At 59.7% G+C, this 20231-nt stretch carries 20 protein-coding genes; 9 read left to right on the top strand and 11 right to left on the bottom strand.

All coding sequences use genetic code 11. The annotated features are described in order from the left end of the window. Positions 1–3: 3 nt before the first annotated feature. Both HB393_RS07950 and pgsA read right to left on the bottom strand, forming a co-directional pair. On the bottom strand, positions 4–585 hold the full coding sequence (locus HB393_RS07950; protein WP_213804633.1) for a hypothetical protein: 582 nt from the start codon (positions 583–585) through the stop codon (positions 4–6). A 258-nt stretch (positions 586–843) separates the two neighbouring features. Beyond that, a complete protein-coding gene (gene pgsA / locus HB393_RS07945; protein WP_213804844.1) occupies positions 844–1521 on the bottom strand; it encodes a CDP-diacylglycerol--glycerol-3-phosphate 3-phosphatidyltransferase in 678 nt (225 codons plus the stop codon). 528 nt (positions 1522–2049) lie between these two features. Between pgsA and HB393_RS07940 the strand changes: the two genes are divergently transcribed. Both HB393_RS07940 and HB393_RS07935 read left to right on the top strand, forming a co-directional pair. Continuing rightward, positions 2050–2490: a hypothetical protein gene (locus tag HB393_RS07940; protein WP_213804632.1), complete on the top strand. Its 441-nt coding sequence runs from the start codon at positions 2050–2052 to the stop codon at positions 2488–2490. A gap of 295 nt (positions 2491–2785) precedes the next feature. Beyond that, positions 2786–3310, top strand: a complete 525-nt coding sequence (locus HB393_RS07935) for a hypothetical protein (RefSeq protein WP_213804631.1) — start codon at positions 2786–2788, stop codon at positions 3308–3310. Positions 3311–3389: 79 nt separating this feature from the next. Here HB393_RS07935 and HB393_RS07930 read toward each other — a convergent pair whose 3' ends face one another. The 6 genes from HB393_RS07930 to trpE all read right to left on the bottom strand — a co-directional run bounded on the left by HB393_RS07930 (position 3390) and on the right by trpE (position 8090). Further along, the gene (locus tag HB393_RS07930) at positions 3390–3929 is read right to left on the bottom strand and encodes an adenine phosphoribosyltransferase (protein WP_213804630.1); all 540 of its coding nucleotides are present in this window, start codon (positions 3927–3929) and stop codon (positions 3390–3392) included. A gap of 3 nt (positions 3930–3932) precedes the next feature. After that, positions 3933–4214 carry an acylphosphatase gene (locus tag HB393_RS07925; RefSeq protein ID WP_213804629.1) on the bottom strand — a complete coding sequence of 94 codons (282 nt, stop codon included), beginning with the start codon at positions 4212–4214 and terminating at the stop codon, positions 3933–3935. A 7-nt stretch (positions 4215–4221) separates the two neighbouring features. Next, positions 4222–4779, bottom strand: coding sequence for an elongation factor P (gene efp / locus HB393_RS07920; protein WP_213804628.1), 558 nt, complete (start codon positions 4777–4779; stop codon positions 4222–4224). A 136-nt stretch (positions 4780–4915) separates the two neighbouring features. Further along, positions 4916–5929, bottom strand: coding sequence for a nuclease (locus tag HB393_RS07915; protein WP_213804627.1), 1014 nt, complete (start codon positions 5927–5929; stop codon positions 4916–4918). Positions 5930–5957: 28 nt separating this feature from the next. Next, on the bottom strand, positions 5958–6539 hold the full coding sequence (locus HB393_RS07910; protein WP_213804626.1) for an aminodeoxychorismate/anthranilate synthase component II: 582 nt from the start codon (positions 6537–6539) through the stop codon (positions 5958–5960). Between the two features lie 33 nt (positions 6540–6572). Next, positions 6573–8090 carry an anthranilate synthase component I gene (gene trpE, locus HB393_RS07905; RefSeq protein ID WP_213804625.1) on the bottom strand — a complete coding sequence of 506 codons (1518 nt, stop codon included), beginning with the start codon at positions 8088–8090 and terminating at the stop codon, positions 6573–6575. A 198-nt stretch (positions 8091–8288) separates the two neighbouring features. On the opposite strand from trpE, the gene HB393_RS07900 reads away from it, so the two are divergent. Then, positions 8289–9554: a Glu/Leu/Phe/Val dehydrogenase gene (locus tag HB393_RS07900; protein WP_213804843.1), complete on the top strand. Its 1266-nt coding sequence runs from the start codon at positions 8289–8291 to the stop codon at positions 9552–9554. 47 nt (positions 9555–9601) lie between these two features. Here HB393_RS07900 and HB393_RS07895 read toward each other — a convergent pair whose 3' ends face one another. Further along, positions 9602–10318: a hypothetical protein gene (locus HB393_RS07895; RefSeq protein WP_213804624.1), complete on the bottom strand. Its 717-nt coding sequence runs from the start codon at positions 10316–10318 to the stop codon at positions 9602–9604. 177 nt (positions 10319–10495) lie between these two features. Here HB393_RS07895 and HB393_RS07890 point away from each other — a divergent pair, with 177 nt between their 5' ends. Beyond that, positions 10496–11047: a cytochrome c gene (locus tag HB393_RS07890; RefSeq protein ID WP_213804623.1), complete on the top strand. Its 552-nt coding sequence runs from the start codon at positions 10496–10498 to the stop codon at positions 11045–11047. Positions 11048–11215: 168 nt separating this feature from the next. On the opposite strand, the gene HB393_RS07885 is transcribed toward HB393_RS07890, so the two are convergent. Next, the gene (locus HB393_RS07885; RefSeq protein ID WP_255550911.1) at positions 11216–12418 is read right to left on the bottom strand and encodes a DUF481 domain-containing protein; all 1203 of its coding nucleotides are present in this window, start codon (positions 12416–12418) and stop codon (positions 11216–11218) included. A gap of 41 nt (positions 12419–12459) precedes the next feature. Between HB393_RS07885 and HB393_RS07880 the strand changes: the two genes are divergently transcribed. The 4 genes from HB393_RS07880 (at position 12460) to HB393_RS07865 (ending at position 16345) form a co-directional block, all read left to right on the top strand. Continuing rightward, positions 12460–12627, top strand: a complete 168-nt coding sequence (locus HB393_RS07880) for a hypothetical protein (protein ID WP_213804622.1) — start codon at positions 12460–12462, stop codon at positions 12625–12627. A gap of 356 nt (positions 12628–12983) precedes the next feature. After that, positions 12984–13727, top strand: a complete 744-nt coding sequence (locus HB393_RS07875) for a GvpL/GvpF family gas vesicle protein (RefSeq protein ID WP_213804621.1) — start codon at positions 12984–12986, stop codon at positions 13725–13727. Positions 13728–13935: 208 nt separating this feature from the next. After that, the gene (locus HB393_RS25510) at positions 13936–15501 is read left to right on the top strand and encodes an OmpA family protein (protein ID WP_275951538.1); all 1566 of its coding nucleotides are present in this window, start codon (positions 13936–13938) and stop codon (positions 15499–15501) included. Positions 15502–15571: 70 nt separating this feature from the next. After that, positions 15572–16345: an SDR family NAD(P)-dependent oxidoreductase gene (locus HB393_RS07865; RefSeq protein ID WP_213804620.1), complete on the top strand. Its 774-nt coding sequence runs from the start codon at positions 15572–15574 to the stop codon at positions 16343–16345. Positions 16346–16363: 18 nt separating this feature from the next. On the opposite strand, the gene HB393_RS07860 is transcribed toward HB393_RS07865, so the two are convergent. After that, entirely contained in the window at positions 16364–16624 is a 261-nt protein-coding gene (locus tag HB393_RS07860) for a hypothetical protein (RefSeq protein WP_255550910.1), read from the bottom strand. A gap of 379 nt (positions 16625–17003) precedes the next feature. Here HB393_RS07860 and HB393_RS07855 point away from each other — a divergent pair, with 379 nt between their 5' ends. Continuing rightward, on the top strand, positions 17004–20222 hold the full coding sequence (locus HB393_RS07855) for an efflux RND transporter permease subunit (protein ID WP_213804619.1): 3219 nt from the start codon (positions 17004–17006) through the stop codon (positions 20220–20222). The last annotated feature ends 9 nt before the right edge of the window (positions 20223–20231 follow it).

Genomic DNA, 20231 nt, shown 5'->3' with positions numbered 1-20231 from the left:
ACTTCACCTCGCAAACAAACCCACGACACTCGCAATCACCCGTACACAAAGGTTCTCCACCAGCACCAACAGCAGAGCGGTCGCAACCAGCCCCATCGCCACAGTTAAAAGTGTCTGTGCCCACCGCAGAATCGAAGCCTTCTTTTGATTCATCTTCTGCTGGCGGTCCAACATCTTGTCCCACAGACGGTCGGACGAAACTCTGGAACCCTCCTGCAGCTCGTCCGTCATCGACGTCACGGGACGCTTCAGGATACTGGACTCCATCCTCCGAAAGACCTCCATCGGAGCCACCTGCTCGCGTACCCATAACACCCACAGACACAGCCCAACCGCAACGGTCAAAATAAAGATCGCGCACGCCAGCAGCAGAAGCGTCCAAAATCCGCCCAGTGGCGAGTCCGCTCGAAGATTCTCCTGCTTGATAAAACCGAAGCCCGCCGCCAGAAACACACCCGACAAAGCTGCAACCTTTTGCGCCTTATCCTCGATCACCGCCATCACCCGAACCATCTCTTTATACGACTCGGTCGCGTGCGAGATCATGGACTTCAACAGATCGTCGCGGTAGGCTCGTGATTCCATTTTTGATGGAGCATACAGCAGTTTCCGCAGACAAACCAGTAAATCCGTGCTCTCTCCGGCTCAATTTTTCAATCGACTTTTGCGAGACGCTCTGCTCGGCTCCAAAGCAAATTTCCTGACGGGACAAAGAGCGCATGGATGTAGGGTCGAAGGTCCGCTCGATATCAGCATCTGGAGGACGCCAAGGATAAGGGGATGCGATAAACCAAGGGCCAAAGGCCCGCTCTATACTAGCCTGGGGCAGGGCCCCAGGCTAGACTACAAAATCCGCGAAGGATGCTCTGCAGGCGGTGCAGCCTTTGCCTTCCGGCTCAGCACACTCGTCCGCCTCGTCCTCGCCCGCTCGCTGGCATGGTCGATCTTCTTCCAGAACCCCACAAAGTAATCCACCGCCGAGATAATCGACACCGCCGTCATCCAATAGATCGCCGTCACCGCGATCAGATGGACCGCCACCACAAAGTGCCCACCGAACCACAGCCAGTAGTCCCAGCGATGCGCCAGAATCGCCGCCACCACGCTCACAATCTGGATCACCGTCTTCAGCTTCCCAATCTCGCTCGCATCGATGGTGAAGCCCTCAGACGCCGCAATCGACCGCAATCCACTCACCAGGAACTCCCGCCCGATAATCAGCACCGCAATCCACGCCGGAACGATCCGCGGGTTATACGCCACCAGGATGATGTACGCCGCCGTCACCATCAGCTTGTCGGCCAGCGGATCCAGCAGCATCCCGATGGTTGTAATCTGTTGCCGCTTCCTCGCCAGATAGCCATCCAGCCCATCCGTAATGCTCGCCACAATAAACAGCGCCGAAGCCGCCAGCTCCTGCTCCCCGTTATTCCCCTTGAAGGGAGAATGAGGGCTCAGAAACCAAATCAGCAGAGGCACGCTGGCAATGCGGCTCATCGTAATGGAGTTGGGCAGATTCATCGTCGAAGCGAAACCCGGAGACACACACATTCTCCCACACCCCGGCATCAAAGGCGTAACGGTGGTCCAAGGGATAAAGGCTGATAGGAGCAAGACAAAAACTTAACGCCGATCTTCACCGATCACACCAATTTGATCTGTCTGTCATTCTTTGTTTGTCCTCCCGCTTCGGACCGTTTTTGTTTGTCATCCATCCACCAGCCACGCCCAAATTAAAAATCCCGCAAAACCCCAGCAAAATCGCATGTCAAGCCCCAAAACCACCTAACCCACTCAACCACATCAACTTACAAGTGGCACTTTAGTTTCGGTCCATTCCATAAAATAGAACTAGACATTAAGAAAGCCTCGGCAAACACGCCGGGGCTTTCGCATTTAACCAGCTAAGTCCAAAGCTGACACGAATTTGGACGCAACCCCAATGGTTGCACCGATTTAGCGGAGCAAGCCTCCGCTAGCTGCAAGCAACCATTGCGCTTACACGCAGGCAAGGGGGGGGGACACCCCCCGGAAAACGGAGCACATAACATGCAATACGCACTCTGCCGTCACATCAAGACCAACGGAACCCGCTGCCAGGCTCCATCCCTCCGCACGGGAATCTACTGCTACTTCCACCAGAGCCTCCACCAGCGCCACAGCGGCTTCCGCCACACCCAGGCCACTCGCAGCTACCTCGTCCCCGGCCAGCACGTAGAGCTCACCGCCCTCGAAGACCGCGAATCTGTCCAGATAGCCCTCTCCGTCGTCGTCAACGCCCTGGCCACCGGCCAACTCGAGACCAAACGAGGCACAGCCATCCTCTACGGCCTCCAGCTAGCCAGCATGAACTCCGCCCGCCTCAACACCCAACCCTACGCCCCCACCATAGTCCAAACCTCAACCCCCTCCCCAGAAGGCCTGGACCTGGCAGACCCAGCAATCAAAGAAATCCTAGAAGAGGAAGAAGAAGAAAACCCAACCAACTAACAAATCAAAAAAGCACAGCGAAGCCCATAAAAAGAAAGCACTAGCAAGGAAAACAAAGAAGCGAAAGAAGGCAGGAAAGGTAAAGGTAAAGAAGAAAGAAAGGTAAGAGAAATGAGCACAGGCAAGAGAACAGAACAAGCAGACCCAAAACAAAGATCGGTGCAATCGGTGAAAATCGGTGTTAAGCCGTTATCCCGCTTTTATCAGCAGTTATCCCTCGAGTCACCGTTACGCCTTGGCCGTGATCCAAGGGTCCTTGCCCAACCCACCACCCTGCTCTACTCTAAGGACAGCCATGTATGAAGACTTCACAGTAACCGACCGCTGGACAGCCGAGCCCCTTCACTGCACCTGGAAGGGCACCGTCGTCGCCATCGCGACCCGCCACGCCGACGCCACCGACATTCGCTTCGCCGTCAACGGCCGTCCCGTCTGGATCGCCATGCCCAATACGGCCTGGGTCGAGCAGAAGCGCCGCACCGGCTTCGTCATCACCGACTACCTCGCCGCCCAGACCGCTGGCCGCTACCTGAAGACCGCCATCGAGTCCGGCTACGACAACGGCCGCGAGATGTACACCATGACCGTCGACGAGGTCCTGGAGCACGCCGACGCCGTCGTCCGCGAGGCAGGCAGCACGGACAAGCTCCCCAGCCTGCCCGTCATCTCCGACGACATGAAGCCCGAGAGGTTCCTCGGCCAGCTCCCCGGAGACCCAGGCTCCGCCGCCTACTTCGGCACCGCGGAACCCAGCGTCAACGACAAGGCGACCATCTACCCCGAGTCCCATCAGGCTCCCGAGAACCTGACGCGACCCTAAGAGGTCGACCAAAACAACGCATCCCCGAGCTTCAGCTCGGGGATGCGTTGTTTAACAGGTTGTGTTTTGAGTCGTGCTCTTATTCGTCGTAATGCAGCAGACTGAAGACGTCATACTCCGGGAACTTCGCCCGGCCCTTCAGGAAGTCCAGCTCGACCGCGAAGCCGAGTCCGGCAATATCGCCACCAAGCTGACGCACTAGCTGCACCGTCGCCTGCATGGTTCCACCCGTGGCCAGCAGATCGTCCACGATGATCACACGCTGTCCCGGCTGAACCGCATCGAGGTGAATCTCGAGCGAGTCAGTACCGTACTCCAGGTCGTAGTTCACCCGGGCCGTCGGAGCCGGCAGCTTCTTCGGCTTGCGAATCGGAACGAAGCCCGCGTTCAACCGGTACGCCAGCGCAGGCCCGAAGATGAAGCCTCGCGCCTCGATGCCCAGCACCAGGTCGATGTCCTTACCGATGTAGTACGCGGCGAACGCATCGATCAACTGAGCGAAGCCGTTCTTGTCCTTCAGCAGGGTCGTAATGTCGTAGAACAGAATCCCCGGCTTGGGGAAGTCAGGTACCGTGCGAATGAGCTCTTTCAAAGGCTCACAATTAATTGGAATCGTCATGGGTCACCAGGCTCCTTCAATCTCAAATGCTCCAAGCTGCGCGCCTTCGCTCTCGAGCAATTCGTCTTCCAGTACAGCATCGACGCGGCTTCCACGCGATCCTTTGCGCAGCGCGGCCTTCAGCTCAGCCAGCAGATCGGCTTCGCCAGCGGCCACAATCTCAACGTGTCCTCGATCGGTGTTCCGCACCCAGCCGCGCAGACCAAGCTCAGCCGCCTCCCGCTGCACAAACCAGCGAAAGCCAACTCCCTGAACTCGGCCTTTGACGAGGAAATGCAGCACCATGGCTCGCTTACGCCCTGCTGATGTAAGCGCCTTCAGCGGTATCGACGCGAATCTTCTCGCCCTCGTTGATGAACGGAGGAACCGCAACGACCAGACCAGTCTCCATTTTGGCAGGCTTCGTCACCGAAGACGCAGTCGCCGACTTGATGCCAGGTTCCGTCTCCATCACCGTCATCTCCACGACGCCAGGAAGCTCGATGCCAACCGCTTTGCCGTCGTAGTAGCTGACGCTGATGCTCAGGTTCGGAATCAGGAACTCGACCGCATCGCCCAACGTCTCACGCTTCAGCATGGTCTGCTCGAAGGCCTCGTCCATGAAGTAGTAGTCGTCGCCGTCGTTGTAGAGGAACTCCATCTTGATCTCATCGACGATGACGCGGTCGATCGGATCAGGCGAGCGGAAACGCTCGATGAACATCGCGCCAGTGCGAACATTCCGCAGCTTGGCCTGGATGAAGGCACGAAGGTTGCCCGGAGTGCGATGCTCCACCGAGAAGACCAGGTGAAGGTCGTTGTTGTGCTTGATAATCATGCCCGGGCGCATCTGCGTTGCGGGAATCGACATAGAAAGAGAACCCCTGATCTGTGCTGTACTTCACTTTAGTTGCTAAGCTGCGCTGTCATCGACAGAAGGCGCTCGCTGCTCGACCGACTGGACTACAACCCTTCGATTGTAGCGCAGCGGGCGCAGATCGAGCCCTTCAGCCCTGGCCAAACAACCGCTTGAAGAAGTGTCCGATGCGATGAACCAGATCCGTCCCGGAAGGCGCCGCTGGCGGCGGAGGAGCCTCGGCACGGACGTCAGCCGGCGGATTGGCTGGCGCAGCCGGAATCGCCACGACATTGGGAGCCGCTGGCGCAGGGCTACTTCCAGCCGGAACGGAGGTGCTGTCAGGAGTCGTTCCAGCGCCTGCTCCGTTGCCCGCTGGAGCCGCGGCGTCGAAGCTCAAGGTCGCTGCCACCTGCGTGTGGACCGCTCCCGGAGGAGCAGCTGGAACTGGCGGTCCGGGCGCTAGACCTTGGCTGACCGCCGCAGGAAAGGGATGCTCTTGTGCGGCCTGCTGCGCCGCAGCCGCGCTTCCAGGAAGCGCCAGCGTGGAGGAACTGGCACCCGCATCCGCGACGGAGACCACAGGTTGCGGAGGACATCCGCAGGGAGAGCTCTCGTGATCGACGACCTCCTTCAGGCTGGCGTGTTCGAAGAGGACGTGTTGCCCGCTGTGAAGATCGTAGCTCGCGTCGCCGAAGGTGTCGGAGATGTGGAGGATCGGCGCGTTGCTGCCCCGATTCTCGACGCAGGTGTCGCCGCTTCTGCTTACACGGAGCCTCAGGTCAAGCGGCCCTGCGCCCTGAATCACGAAGCGCAGATCCGGAGTCAGCACGGCGTCGTTGGCGGTCGCAGCCATCTGCACCTCGATCGCACCGCGGTCGAGCGACAGCATCAGCGGCTGAACGCCGGGCAGGCTCTTGCCAGGGCTCAGATGCAGTCCGCTGGTGGCGCAGACCAGAACCTTGCCGCCGCGGTCCAAGGCGATCTCGGCGGTATGGTCCTTCGCCGTGACGGTGGTGTTGCCAACTAGCATGGCTCGTCCGTTCTCGATCTGCAGAGCACCGGTAACGGTCGCATCCTGAACGCCGACGTTCCCCAGCGCTTGCTGCTGTCCCATCGCCACCGCGGAGAAGAGTCCGATCTGGACGAGTTGCAATACAAGCATCCGAACCATCTTCGTTCTACCTTCGTTCCTACATCTTTAGGAAGTTTTCGATGATCTGCTTGCCATGGGAAGTTAGCACGCTCTCTGGATGAAACTGAACGCCCTCGATCGGAAGCGTGCGATGCCGCAGCGCCATGATGGTCTCGCCGTCAGCAGTTCGAGCGGAGACCTCGAGCTCCTCCGGAAACCCCTCTTCGGCGACGATCAGCGAGTGATAGCGCGTGCAAGTCATGGTCGATGGAAGACCTTCGAAGATGGTCTTACCGTCGTTGTCTACCTCGCTGGTCTTGCCGTGCATCAGCTTCTGTGCACGAACGACGTTGCCGCCAAAGGCCGCGCCGATCGCCTGATGCCCGAGGCAGACGCCGAGAATCGGTACTCTGGCAGACACGTCTGGATTGGCAAAGTGCTGGATGAGCGCGATGCTGATTCCTGCGTCCTGAGGAGTACAAGGTCCAGGCGAGATAAGGATGCGGTCCGGATGAAGCGCCTCAACCTCAGCCGGAGTCAACTCGTCGTTCCGGCGGATCACCATCTCCGCGCCGAGCTCGCCCATGTACTGGACCAGGTTGTAGGTGAACGAGTCGTAGTTGTCGAGAACAAATACCATAGCTGCTTCCTTCATTCTACGCGGGTCTGAGGGTCAGATTCCCCTCGCCCGTTCTATGGCCCGAACCACTGCGCGAGCCTTGTTTCCGCACTCCTCGAACTCCTTTTCGGGAACCGAGTCGGCGACGATGCCTGCTCCGGCCTGGATGTAGCCCTTTTCGCCGTTCATGAAGAGGGTTCGGATGGCGATGCAGGAGTCCAGATTGCCGTTGAAGTCCGCGTACAGGATGCTTCCGCCGTAGACGCCGCGTCGTGCAGGCTCAAGCTCTTCGATGATCTCCATGGCGCGGATCTTGGGCGCGCCGCTGAGAGTTCCCGCAGGGAAGCAGGCCTTGAAGGCGTCGATGGGCGCGAGGTTGGCGCGCAGGCTGCCCTCAAGGGAGCTGACCAGGTGCATGACGTGGCTGTAGCGTTCGACGAACATGAGGTCTTTCACGCGGACGGTGCCGAACTCGCTCACTCTGCCAACGTCGTTGCGGCCCAGATCGACCAGCATGACGTGTTCGGCGACCTCTTTGGCATCGGCGCGAAGGTCGGCTTCCAGGGCCAGATCTTCGACCTCGTCGGCGCTTCTGGGCCGGGTTCCGGCGATCGGCCTGTATTCGACCGTCTTTCCGTGGACTCGGACGAGCAGCTCCGGCGACGAGCCGACGATGTGAGCGACGCTGCTCGCAGCCTCGGGCGAGGCCGCTTCCAGGCCGAAGCGCAGGAAGTACATGTACGGCGAAGGATTGACGATGCGCAGCGCACGATAGATATCGAAGGCGTCGACGTTGGGGACGCAGTCGAAGCGCTGCGAGAGGACGCACTGGAAGACGTCTCCCGACGCGACGTACTCTTTGACCTTGTTCACCGACTTCAGGAACGTAGCCTTGGAGGTTCGCGCCGTCAGCTTGAGGGGGCCTTGAGGCTTCTTCTTCCGGACGATGGGAAGGGCCTGCGCCAGACGGCGCTCCATCGCGTTCAGCCTGCGGATGGACCGCTCGTATGCGCCTTCGCGGGGCTCGCGCTCGAGATCGGCGGTCGCAATCAGGTGAATCTCCTTCTTGACGTGATCGAAGGCCAGGACCTGATCGAAGAACATCAGGCAGGAGTCAGGGACGCCAAGCTCATCGGCCGCGGTCGAGGGCAGACGCTCGATCTGGCGAACGACATCGTAGGCGAAGAAACCTACTGCGCCTGCGGTGAAGGGAGGCAGACCGGGAAGGCGAGCGGGCGTGTGTCCGCTGAGGGCCTTCTTGAGCTCCTCGAAGATGTCTCCGGTGAAGGAGCGCTGCTTGCGGCCTTCGTGCGAGGTGATGTTCTTGCCGCGCGAGACCAGCTTCTTGTAGGGCTTGATGCCGATGAAGGTGTAGCGGCCAACGTACTTTCCGCCTTCGACGGATTCGAAGAGGAAGGCTTCGGGCTCTTCGGCGGCGATCCGGAGGAAGGCCGAGACTGGCGTCTCAAGGTCTGCTGTGACGGTTCGATAGACCGGAACCAGTGAGTGCTTGCGGCTGAGCTTGAGGAAGTCGGCGACGGACGGAAGAACGTTATTGCGCGCTTGAGACATGTTCTTTCCATCATAAATTGTGGCGAATCCGAAGGCACTTCCGCCCCCTCGCGAGGAGGTTTGCCGGGGACGGGAGGGTGAGTCTATACTCCGCAGGGTTCTTGAGGTCCTTCCGCGAGGCGTATGCTCCTCTCGTGGGGGATGCGTATGAAGACCAGAGAATCGCTGATACCAGCAACGGAGAAGAAGGAAGACCTGATGACGACACTTACGCTTGAGCAGGAGACGAATCCCTGGGAAGCTCAGGCTGCTCGATTCGATTACGCGGCAAAGAAACTCAACCTCGACCAAGGCATCTGGAAGGTGCTTCGCTACCCTACGCGAGAGATCATCGTGCACATCCCGGTGGGGATGGATAACGGCTCCGTAGAGGTCTTCACCGGCTACCGGGTGCAGCACTCGATTGCGCGCGGACCGGCGAAGGGCGGCATCCGCTACTCGCCGGATGTATCGCTCGACGAGGTTCGGGCGCTGGCGAGCTGGATGACCTGGAAGTGCGCGGTCGTCAACATCCCGTTTGGCGGAGCCAAAGGCGGCGTGATCTGCGACCCGAAGAAGATGTCGCAGGGCGAGCTGGAGCGCATGACGCGGCGCTACACGGCCGAGCTGATCGAGTTCATCGGACCGGAGAAGGACGTTCCCGCCCCGGATATGGGCACCGACGAGCAGACGATGGCGTGGATTATGGACACCTACTCCATGCACACGCGGCAGACCTGCACCGCAGTAGTGACGGGCAAGCCGGTGAATATCGGCGGCTCGCGAGGTCGGCGCGAGGCCACCGGACGCGGCGTCTCGGTCGTATGCGACCAGGCAATCCAGCACCTGGGCATGTCGATCCAGGGCTGCCGCGTGATCGTGCAAGGCTTCGGAAACGTCGGATCGAACTCGGCCAAGATCCTGGCTGAGAAGGGTTATACCGTCATCGGCATCGCCGAGTATGACGGTGCGCTGTACAACCGCAACGGCATCGATATTGTCGCTCTGATCGCCCACAAGAAGGCCGCGGGCACGATCAACGGCTTCACCGGAGCGGAGGCCGCCGACAAGGACGAGCTGCTGACCTTTGAGTGCGAGATCCTGATTCCGGCGGCGACCGAGAACGTGATCACCAGCCGCAACGCCGCGCAGCTACGATGCAAGATCCTGTGCGAGGGAGCGAACGGCCCGACCACGACCTTGGCGGATGACATCCTCGACGACAAGCGAATCTTCGTCATTCCAGACATTCTGGCCAACGCAGGCGGCGTGACCACCAGCTACTTCGAGTGGGTGCAGGACCGCATGGGCTACTTCTGGACCGAGGCCGAGGTGAACCAGCGGCTGGACTCGATCATGACGGAGAGCTTCTCCGACGTCGTCGCGTACGCCAAGTCGCACCTGGTGAACAACCGGATCGCGGCTTATATGCTGGCGATCGACCGGGTGGCTTATACGACTAAGCAGCGGGGGATGTACGCCTGACCTCCCCCCGCGGCGAAGCAACGAACGCATACGCTTAGCGAGGTTCGTTACTTGATCTTGCCGAAGCGGTAGACGATTCCGGCGTTGACCCCGATGTTGTTTTGAACTTCGCCGCCGAAGGTGGTTCCCACGTAGGTGGGGGTCAGGCGGAAGGCGAAGTTGGGGTAGAAGTTGTAGTCCAGGTTGAAGCCGGCGGAGAAGACGGCCTTGTTCGAGGTGGGCCACATGCCGAGGAGCGTGGCAGGGATACCCTTGGTGCCGCCGTCGAAGTTGCCCAGCGAATAGCCGCCGAGGACGTGGACGCTGGCTGCCATCTTCTGCTTGGCGTAGAAGCGGTAGGTGGGGCCGCCCATGAAGGTGTACTCGGTGATGAGCGGGTTACGGATGTTGAAGATGGTGTTGCCGACCTTGGCGTTGCCGTAGGAGCCGCGCACATCGGCGATGATACCGACCTTGGGATTCAGGAAATAGGTGGCGCTGGTGGCCCAGGTGATCTCGTTATTGCGCTGCAGGTTGTCCCCAGAGCGGAAGCGGAGATAGCCGCCGCCGCCGAAGAACTCGTAGCGGTGGTTGTAGGTCTCTTGGGTGGTGCGGGCGATGCGGGCCTTGCGGTTGGCGTTGGACTCGCGGCGATTACGGCGGAGTTGGGCGTGAGCGGAAGGAGTTGCAACCATCATCGTTGCGACGGCGAGAGCTGCGATGGTGAGGGCCGCGACGCGAGAGAGGAGGCTCTGCCGCTTGGTGCTCGATCTGAAACCAGACATCTATTCTTACTCCTGCAAAAGCTTTGATCGTACTGCAAATGCTGGGATTGCTCCTGCAGATGCCTTTGTTTGCTCTTGTGCAATTTGCGGACTGCATCCAGACTTGATTGCAGTCCTGTCTTATTAGAACATTTGCGACCCTTCGCGGGGCGCACGAACCTGCAAGGAGTGCATGAGATGGCGAAAAAGAGTGGCGGCGGCCTGGGCAAGGTGCTTTTGGGCTTTGTGCTGGGTATTGTGGCGGTCGCCGCGGTGGTTTTCCTGGATCTGAGGTTTGGAGCCCTGCCGGTAGCGGTCGCGGACAAGGCTTTTCCGCTTGAGGCCCAGATTGTGAAGGTTCCAATGCAGGAACGGATCGACCGGGAGAAGAAAGAAGCTCCGTTTGGAATCAGTGAGGACGTCTTCGAGGGGGGAGCGAAGGTGTACCGGAAGGAGTGCGCGAGCTGTCATGGGACGCCGGGCCACGATGTGCCGTATGCGAGGTTCATGTATCCGGCGGCGCCACAGTTGTGGAAGAAGCATCCGCGCGGAGAGGTGGTAGGAGTCAGCGACGACGAGACCGGGGAGACCTACTGGAAGGTCGCCAACGGGATTCGCCTGACGGGGATGCCGTCGTACAGCAAGGTGCTCTCGGATACCCAGATGTGGCAGGTGAGTTTGTTGCTGAAGAATGCGGATAAGGAACTGCCGATGCCGGTTGCGGAGATTCTTAATGGGCCTGGTAAGTAGCGTTCTGGTTAAATAACAACGGTCGTGCCGATTTCTCGGCACGACCGTTGTTATTTGGTCTTCCATAATTCAGGGTGTTAAGGATGACGGCGTAAACGTACCACGGCAAGTAACAACGACAGCATCCGCAACCAACTAACAATCGGCAACCAAGCCGCCAACAACGCTCTAGTGGAGGGTATAGGTAAGGCCCGTAACAAACTGGTAGCTGTTCTTCTTGAATCCGGGTGAGGGGTTGTTGAGGAAGTTGTCGGTGGTGTTGAAGCTGACGCTGAGGCGATGGTAGACGGGCAGGGCCAGGCCGGCGGTGGCGTTGGCGGAGTAGGCGTTGGAGTTATTGAAGGCGGGCAGGGCGTTGAGCGACTCGGTGAAGACCAGTTTGCCCGGGAGGTTGCGCATGTAGTTCTCGGCGATGGTGGCGCCGATCAGGTTCTGGTTGCTGGCGTCCAGCTCGAAGGTCTGCTTTTCGTAGTGGATGTTGACGGTAAGGTCGAGCTGCTGCTTCGCGTTCTGAACGGGAGTCCAGCCGATTCCTGCGCCGTAGACCTGCTGCAGGTCGAGGCCCTGGGAGAAGTTGTGATCCAGAGAGGTGGTTCCTAGTGCGTACAAGCGGGCGCTGAAGTATTGGTCCTGCTCGAAGTCGGTGTGGAAGATGTTGGTCTTGGTGACGGAGGCGATGATGTTGCTTTGGGGGACCGCCGGCTGGGTCAGCTTCCCATAGGTCTCGGAGAGGTTGAAGATGCTGCGGCTGCGCTTGGGAAGGTAAGGAACGGTCGGGATGGCGCGGATGGCGGTGACGCTGGCATTGAAGTTGGATCCGGTCTGGGTAGAGCGGACGATGGTAGCGCCAGCGGTGATCGATCCGTTCCAGCCCTGCCAGGGCTTCTTATGCCCTTCGAGCTCATTGGTGTAGGTGGGGGAGTCGATGATGAAGGCGAGCTGCTTGACGGGGATGGTCTCGATGGTTCGGCTGGAGCTGGAGCTGGAGACGGTGATGTTACCGTCGTCGAGCTTAATGGTTCCAGCCTCGACAGCCTTGCGGGTAAGGGGGACGTCCTTGCGCAGGACGGCGAAGTTGGAGTTCGAGCGCAGCTCCTTCACCTTATCCAGGGGAACGGTGATCTCGCCGGCCATATCGCTCTTAAAGACGATGGAATCGCCGACCCCGCGTTCGAGAGTGCCCGTGAGCTGATCGCCGTTGGTGAAGATAAGGACGTCTGGCGCGGGCTTGGGCGCAGGGGCAGGAGCCGGGGGTGTCTGAGCCGCTGCGGTGGCAGGTTGGAACATCAGAACGCCGGCTGCCAGAGAAAAGGCGAAGAGACCGCTCGCGAGGACGGAGCCTCGGGGGGGGAAGGGCTGAAATCTGCTCATCTGGTTAATTTAGCTTAGGCTACCTGATAAGGAGACAACTCATGCACCCTGTCGTTCGTGCGCTTGGAAAGGTTTTGCGTCTGGTTGGAATATCGAGCCCCGAGGATGCACTGGCGAAACGGGAGGCCTCCGATGGTCCGCCGTCGTGGCGCAAAGAGGCGGAAAAGTCTGCCGTGGTGGCCTCGGATTCGAATACGAAACGGGAATAAATTGGAAGATGCGCTTCGGCGGTGGGGCGCCGGGCGGCTTAAATGGCAGCGGACGGACTTGTTTTGGCTTGGGCGGAAGGGCCTAAATCGTCAATTTGCTGGGGAATTCTGCATTTCCGGAAAGTGCCGAACTGTTGCTGTCACAAATGCGAGATTGATATTGCCAATCATCCATAAAGAGGCATAGTATCCGTTTCGGCTCGGATCGAAAGCGTTTTATCAGACGTTTTCCTCCGGGTCACGGCCAGTGTAAGCGTTTTTAAATGAGCAATCTCCGACCAAATCTGGATTGAGATCACTACCACTTCCTGACGGGGCAGTAAGACCCCTCAGCGTATTGAGGAAGGTACAAAACCATGGCATGGTACGCCTACTGTATTGCCGAACGACAGGCATTTCCTGAGCTCTGCCGCCACCGTCGCCCGATGCCCCTTACGGGAGTCTCGGGTCTGTTTGGGAACCAAACGTTCCTGTTTCCTGCCAGCGATCTCGCAGTCATCGTCTCTGAACACAGCCCCGAGGACAACGCCCGCATCCAGGAGTCCGGTCAACAACCCGCCAAAGATCACGCCCGCGTTATTGCAGAATGCTTCAAGCACTCCACAGTACTGCCGTTCCGTTTCGGTACCACGTTTCAGGATGACGACTCGCTCCGGCGGTCGGTCCGTTCCAACCAACGTCACTTCCAGGCCAATGTAGAGCGTCTGCGCGGCAAGGCGGAGATGCATCTCAAGGTGCTCGTCGACGATACCTGCCCTGGCAACTCGGCCCGCAATATGACCGTGGGACAGGAGTATCTGACCAGCCTGCGCGAGAGCGCGAGCCGGCAGCGGGAGCGCCAGTCCAAGGCGCGCGCGTTGTCCATCCAGATGCACCGCATGTTCCTTCCGCTCGCGGAGGAGATCACCTGCAAACGCATGGACTCCGGCAAGATGCTGCTAGATATCGCGCACCTGATCGACAACAAGACGGTCGAGCGATACCAGAATAAGTACTCGTCAGCGACACAAGAGCTGAAGGAATGCAGCATGCAGCTCTCCGGCCCTTGGCCTCCGTATCACTTCGTTCACCGGTCTGGCGCGCATCCTTCGCACGCTTAGGCGCACGTTTATAAACTTCATTAATTTTTGACTTCGAGCCCGCTTCTTTTCCGGTCATTTCGACGGAGGAAGAGCGGGCTCTTTCTTTATATGGAATCTTTTAGCCGGACTACCTTTGTTTCTGTATTGGCATCGCATGATGTAGCCGTGATTCGCCTCGAATCCCTTGTGTTCACGGCTAACGCCGATACGGCAAGGAGAACGAGCGATGGAACGCACGACAGGAACTTTGACAGGCCGGATTACACTGGCTCTTTTTATTGGAAGTTCACTTGGTCTAAGCAGCATCACTTTGAATGCGCAGGAACCAAATCCCACCGCTACGATGCCCGGTCAGGAAAAGCCGGAGCGGAACGGCATCAAAGAGCAGGATGGGATCTATCTCTATCGTGTGAAGGTTGTACAGCGTGACCTGGATGCAGTGAACTATCTGCACCGCAGTGGTTCCACGACCATCGGCTTCAAAGGCACGACGCTTCTGCCGATGGCCAAGGGCGAAGCAAAGGTTGAGAGCGAGCGCGGCGGAATCACGGTCGACGCGAAGTTCGAAGGGCTCACCCCTGCGAACGGATTCGGTCCGGAGTATCTGACCTATGTCCTTTGGGGAATCAGTGCGGATGGTCGGCCAGCGAATCTTGGCGAGATCCTTCCGTCGGGCAATAAGAACACCATTCATGTGACGACTGCACTGCAATCCTTCGGCATGATCGTGACGGCGGAGCCTTACTTCTCCGTCTCGCAACCGAGCGATGTGGTCGTTCTGCAAAACGTGATTCAAAACGACAAGACCTCGGGCGTTCTCGAGAAGGTGAATGCACACTATGCCCTGCTTCCGCGTGGCACCTATGCGGATACGGACGGCTCCAAGAGTGTAAGGAACCCGATTACGCGCGATGAGCGGTCTCCGTTGGAGTTCTACCAAGCCAACAACGCCGTACGGATCGCGCAGAATGCAGGCGCGGATAAGTATGCCGCCGACATTATGCGTGAGGCACAGGAAGACCTGAAGAACGCAGCCGACATCGACAGCAACAAGAAGGGCGATCGCAAGATGGAGATCACCTTTGCGCGGCAGGCGGTACAGCGGGCTGAGGATGCGCGGTTAGTGACTTTGCGCAAGCAGGCGGCCGAGCGTCAGTTGAACGCAGAGCTCGCCAAGCGGGATGCACAGGCTCAGGCCCAGCAATCGCAGATGGATGCGGCTCAGGCGCAGGCTGCCAAGGCCCAGGCGGATGCGGATCGTGCACGCGCCGAAGCTGCAGCAGCAGACGCCAGAGCGCGGGCTGCCGAGGCGAATAAGAGTGCAGACAACGCCAATTCGATTCGTGAGAAGCTGCGTGCGCAGTTGAACAGCGTTCTGGCTACCAGCGAGACGGCCCGCGGTTTGATTGTGAACATGTCCGATGTGCTCTTCGACACCGGTAAGTACACGTTGAAGACCGAGACCAAGGTCAGCCTGGCCAAGGTCGCCGGTATTCTGCAGGCGTATCCGGGGCTGAAGCTGCAGGTCGAAGGCTATACGGATAGCGTCGGCGGCGATGACTACAACCAGAAGCTCTCGGAGAATCGGGCTTCTGCAGTGCGTGACTTCCTGGTCTCTCAGGGTGTGCAGATGAATAATATTTCGGCTGCCGGTTACGGCAAGAACAACCCGGTTGCGGACAACGGTTCGGCTACGGGGCGTGCGCAGAATCGGCGCGTTCAGCTGGTCGTTTCGGGCGATGCGATTGGTATCCAGCAGAGCGGTCCTGAGGCTGGGACGACTCCGCAGTAAGACCTCGCGAGAGGGGAGAAGGAGAGGCCGCCCTATGCGGCCTCTCCTTTTTTTGTTTATAAGAGAAGGCATGAGCAAACTTAGCGGAAGTACGGTACTGGTGACGGGGGCAAGCTCGGGCATCGGTCGAGCAACGGCGTTGGCATTTGCGCAAGAGGGCTGCAAACTGCTGATCTGCGCGCGGCGGGTGGAGCGTCTGGAGGAGCTGGAGCAGGAGCTTCTTAGGGCGGGCGCGGCAGGCGTCCATCGATTTGCATTGGACGTGACCGATCGGGGAGCGGTGAATTCCACGCTTTCGACGCTGCCGGAGGGATGGACCGAGATCGATGTCCTGGTCAACAATGCGGGGCTGAGCCGCGGTCTGGCGAAGGTCTACGAGGACGATCCGCAGAACTGGGAAGAGATGATCGACACCAACATCAAGGGACTCCTCTATGTCACGCGGCAGGTGGTGCCGGGGATGGTGGCGCGGAACCGCGGGCATGTCATCAGCCTGGGTTCGACGGCTGCCTACATCACCTATGCGGACGGAGCGGTGTACTGCGCGACCAAGGCGGCGGAGAAGTCGATCAGCGAGGGTTTGAAGCTGGACCTGATGGGAACGGCGGTGCGAGTAACATCAGTCGATCCGGGGATGGTGGAGACGGACTTCAGCAAGGTGCGGTTTCGCGGCGACGAAGGCCGTGCCGCGAAGGTCTACCAGAACATCACGCCCTTGCAGCCGGAGGATATCGCGGATGCCATCGTTTGGGCCGCTGGTCGGCCTGCACACGTAAATATCCATACCATCGTGATGACCACGATCGATCAGGGGAACGCAGTGACCTTCCATCGGCGCGGATAGAGGGCCGGAAGCTTCTGTTTAGAGGTGGATGGTCCAGCCGAGCTCGGCCAGTTTCTCTTCGATGTCCGCGAGGGCGTTGGTGAGGGCGGTGCGGCGGTGAGGGCTCGAGGTGCGCTCGGAGAGGATGCGTTCGCGCTGCAACTGCAGTGCCTGGAGCTTGCGTTTCTTCTCCGCCTCCTCCACGCGGCCGGTGGGAACGGCCTGTTTTGGCGCTGCAGCCTGGGTCAGCCTCTCGGCTTGCTGTTCTTCGATGGACTTGCTCTCCCAGCCTTTGGACATGGGTTCATTCTAACTCCTCCCTGCAAATGAACGGGAGTCCAAAGGTTTTTTGCAACAGAATCGGGTGGGCCAACGTCCTTAAAGAGAACCCTAAAACTGGCAGTTTTCCGCGATTCGCGGATGTGTGTTCCTCGTGCCCACCTTGTGGAGGCCGTGTAGCGCACACTTGGTTCGGTAATCGACCAAATCTTTACCGTCGTACGACGGTTCTACTAGGCAGGTCACCAGATGCATCGGCACAATAGGGAGTCGGAGATGGACGGCTGCGCAAAGGGGCTGACGGAACCATCTCTCGATGCAACAATGGTTACACCGGCAATCAATGTAGCTTGTATCGGACCGACACTCTTCCGCCTGGCGCGAAAGAAGGGGAACTGAGATGTGGATTGTTCGACTTGCGCTGCGACGGCCTTACACCTTTGTGGTGATGTCGCTGCTGATCCTAGTAATGGGTATCGTCAGCATTCTGACCATGAGTACGGACATCTTTCCGACCATCGATATTCCGGTGGTCACGGTGATCTGGACCTATAGCGGCACCAGTCCCGACGAGATGGAGAAGCGCTTCACGACCGTCAGCGAGCGCGCCATGACGACCACGGTCAACGACATCGAGCACATTGAGTCGCAGTCGGTCAGCGGCATCTCGATTATCAAGATCTTCTTCCAGCCGGGAGCCAAGATCGAGGCGGCTGTGGCGCAGGTGACGTCGGTGAATCAGACGATTCTGCGCATCCTCCCGCCCGGCAGTACCTCGCCCTTCGTGCTGCAGTTCAGCGCTTCGAATGTGCCGATCCTGCAGGCCGTGCTCTCCAGCGACAAGCTCTCCGAGTCGGACCTCTTCGACTTGGGATCGAACTTCGTGCGAACCCAGCTGGCGACGGTGCAAGGCGCGCAGGTTCCGCAGCCCTACGGAGGCAAGGCCAGGAATGTGACGGTGGACCTGGATCTGGGTGCGCTGTACTCCAAGGGACTGTCGCCCACGGATGTGGTGAACGCCCTCACCGCGCAGAATTTGATCCTGCCCGCAGGAACGGCGAAGGTCGGAACGATGGACTACATCGTCCGCACCAACGGAAGCCCCACCGTGCTGGAGCAGTTGAACGATCTGCCGGTGAAGAGCTCGAACGGAGCCGTGGTGTACATGCGGGACGTAGCGCAGGTGCACGAAGGCTTCGCCATCCAGCAGAACATCGTGCGGGTCAACGGCCAGCGGGCCGCGCTGCTGACGATTCTGAAAGCAGGCTCCGCCTCCACCTTGGACATCGTGAAGAAGGTAAAGATCGCGCTGCCCCGCATCACCGCCGGACTGCCTCCAGAGCTGAAGACGACGCTGCTCTTCGACCAGTCGCTGTTCGTGCGCGCGGCTCTGCAGGGGGTGGTGAAAGAAGCCGCCATCGCCGCCACGTTGACGGCTCTGATGATTCTGCTCTTCCTGGGAAGCTGGCGCAGCACGGTCATCGTGGCCATCTCGATTCCGTTGTCGATCCTGACCTCGATCATCATCCTGAAGCTCTTCGGCCAGACGCTGAATACGATGACCCTCGGCGGTCTGGGGCTGGCCGTAGGCATCCTGGTGGACGACGCGACCGTAGAGATCGAGAACATCCACCGCAATCTCGGCGAGGGCAAGGAGCTGGAGCCCGCGATTCTCGATGGAGCGGCGCAGATCGCTGTCCCGGCCTTCGTCTCGACGCTGGCGATCTGTATCGTCTTCGTTCCGGTGGTCTTCCTCTCGGGCGCTGCGAAGAGCCTGTTCACGCCCTTGGCGATGGCTGTGGTCTTCGCGATGCTGGCCTCTTACCTGCTATCCAGAACCCTGGTCCCGACGATGGTGAAGTTTCTCCTCGCCGGTGAAGTCGAGATGTACCAGGACCACGAGCAGGGCCACGAAGCGGCCTCGGCCAGTGGCGGACCGATCTGGCGGATCCACCATCGCTTCAACGCTGGATTCGAGCGGCTGCGGCTACGCTATCAGGCCGTCCTCGTCTGGGTTCTAGGACACGCCCGCTTCACCCTGGGATGTTTTGCGTTCTTCGCGTTGCTCACCTCTCTGCTGGTGCCCTTTATCGGCCAGGACTTCTTCCCCACGGTGGACGCGGGCACCTTCCGGCTGCACGTCCGCGCCGCGCCAGGAACGCGAATCGAAGAGGTAGAGCAGCTCTTTACCCGCGTGGAGTCCACGATCCGCGAGGTCATCCCAGCGAACGAGCTGGCGATCGTACTGGACGACATCGGCATCCCCAACGGAAGCTTCAACCTGGCCTTCGGCGATGGAAGCCTCACCGACGTGCAGGACGGAGAGATCCTGGTCTCGCTGGACGAGAAGCACCACCCGACTGCCGCGTACCGGGAGCGCCTGCGAAAGGTGCTGCATGAGCGCTTCCCGGATGTGATCTTTTACTTCCAGGCCTCGGACATCGTGAATCAGATTCTGAACTTCGGCCTGCCCGCACCGATCGACATCCAGATCAGCGGACGGCAGTTCCAGGCGAATCTCGATATCGCGGAGAAGATCCGGCGGGACGTCGCCGCCGTCCCCGGAGCCGTGGACGTCCACCTGAACCAGGTGGTCTACGCCCCGGAGCTGCGCGTCGATGTGGACCGAAGCCGCGCCCAGACGATCGGGCTGACCGAGTCGAACGTCGCGAACAGTATGTTGTTCGCGCTTTCCGGCAGTGGACAAGCGTCGCCGAACTACTGGCTGAACCCGCAGAACGGGGTCAATTACCAGGTCGTCGTGCAGACGCCGCAGTACAAGATCTCCACCGTCGATCAGTTGAAGAGCATTCCGATTACCTCCGGCGACGGATCGTCTCCGCTAGGCCCCAACGGCCAGCCGCAGAACCCGCAGGTGCTCAGCAATCTCGCCCAGGTGCGCCACGCTACCAGCCCGGCGATCACCAACCACTACAACGTGCAGCCGGTCTTCGACGTCTTTGTGAACACCCAGGGCCGCGACCTCGGCGGCGTCTCCAACGACATCGACAAGATTCTGGAAGGCTATCGCAAACATCTGCCCCCCGGAGCGCAGCTCACCGTGCGCGGACAGGTCACGAGCATGCACGAGTCGTTCCTGGGCCTCGGCTTGGGAATGATCTTTGCCGTGCTGCTGGTCTACATGCTGATGGTGGTGAACTTCCAGAGCTGGCTCGATCCCTTCATCATCCTCACCGCCCTTCCCGGCGCTGCGTGCGGCATTCTGTGGATGCTCTTCCTCAGCGGCACAACCTTCAACGTGCCGTCGTTGATGGGCGCGATCATGACCGTGGGAGTGGCGACCGCCAACTCCATCCTGATGGTGACGTTCGCAAACGATCAGCGGGCCGCCGGAATGACGTCCCTCGAAGCCGCGGAGTCCGCAGGCGCCACGCGTCTGCGTCCGGTGCTCATGACGGCATTGGCGATGATCATCGGAATGCTTCCGATGTCGCTGGGCATGGGCGAGGGCGGAGAGCAGAATGCTCCGCTGGGCCGTGCCGTGATCGGCGGCCTGCTCGTCGCCACCTTTACTACCTTGTTGGTTGTTCCTTTGATCTACAGCCGTCTGCGCAAGGGCGAGAGCTCCGCCTTGCAGATGGAAGAGGTGCCGGAGTAAGGGGCGGAG

Source organism: Granulicella sp. dw_53 (assembly GCF_018449545.1).
Lineage (GTDB): Bacteria > Acidobacteriota > Terriglobia > Terriglobales > Acidobacteriaceae > Edaphobacter.
Note: the sequence above shows the minus strand (reverse complement) of the source record. Positions and strands in the feature narration are given on the sequence as shown.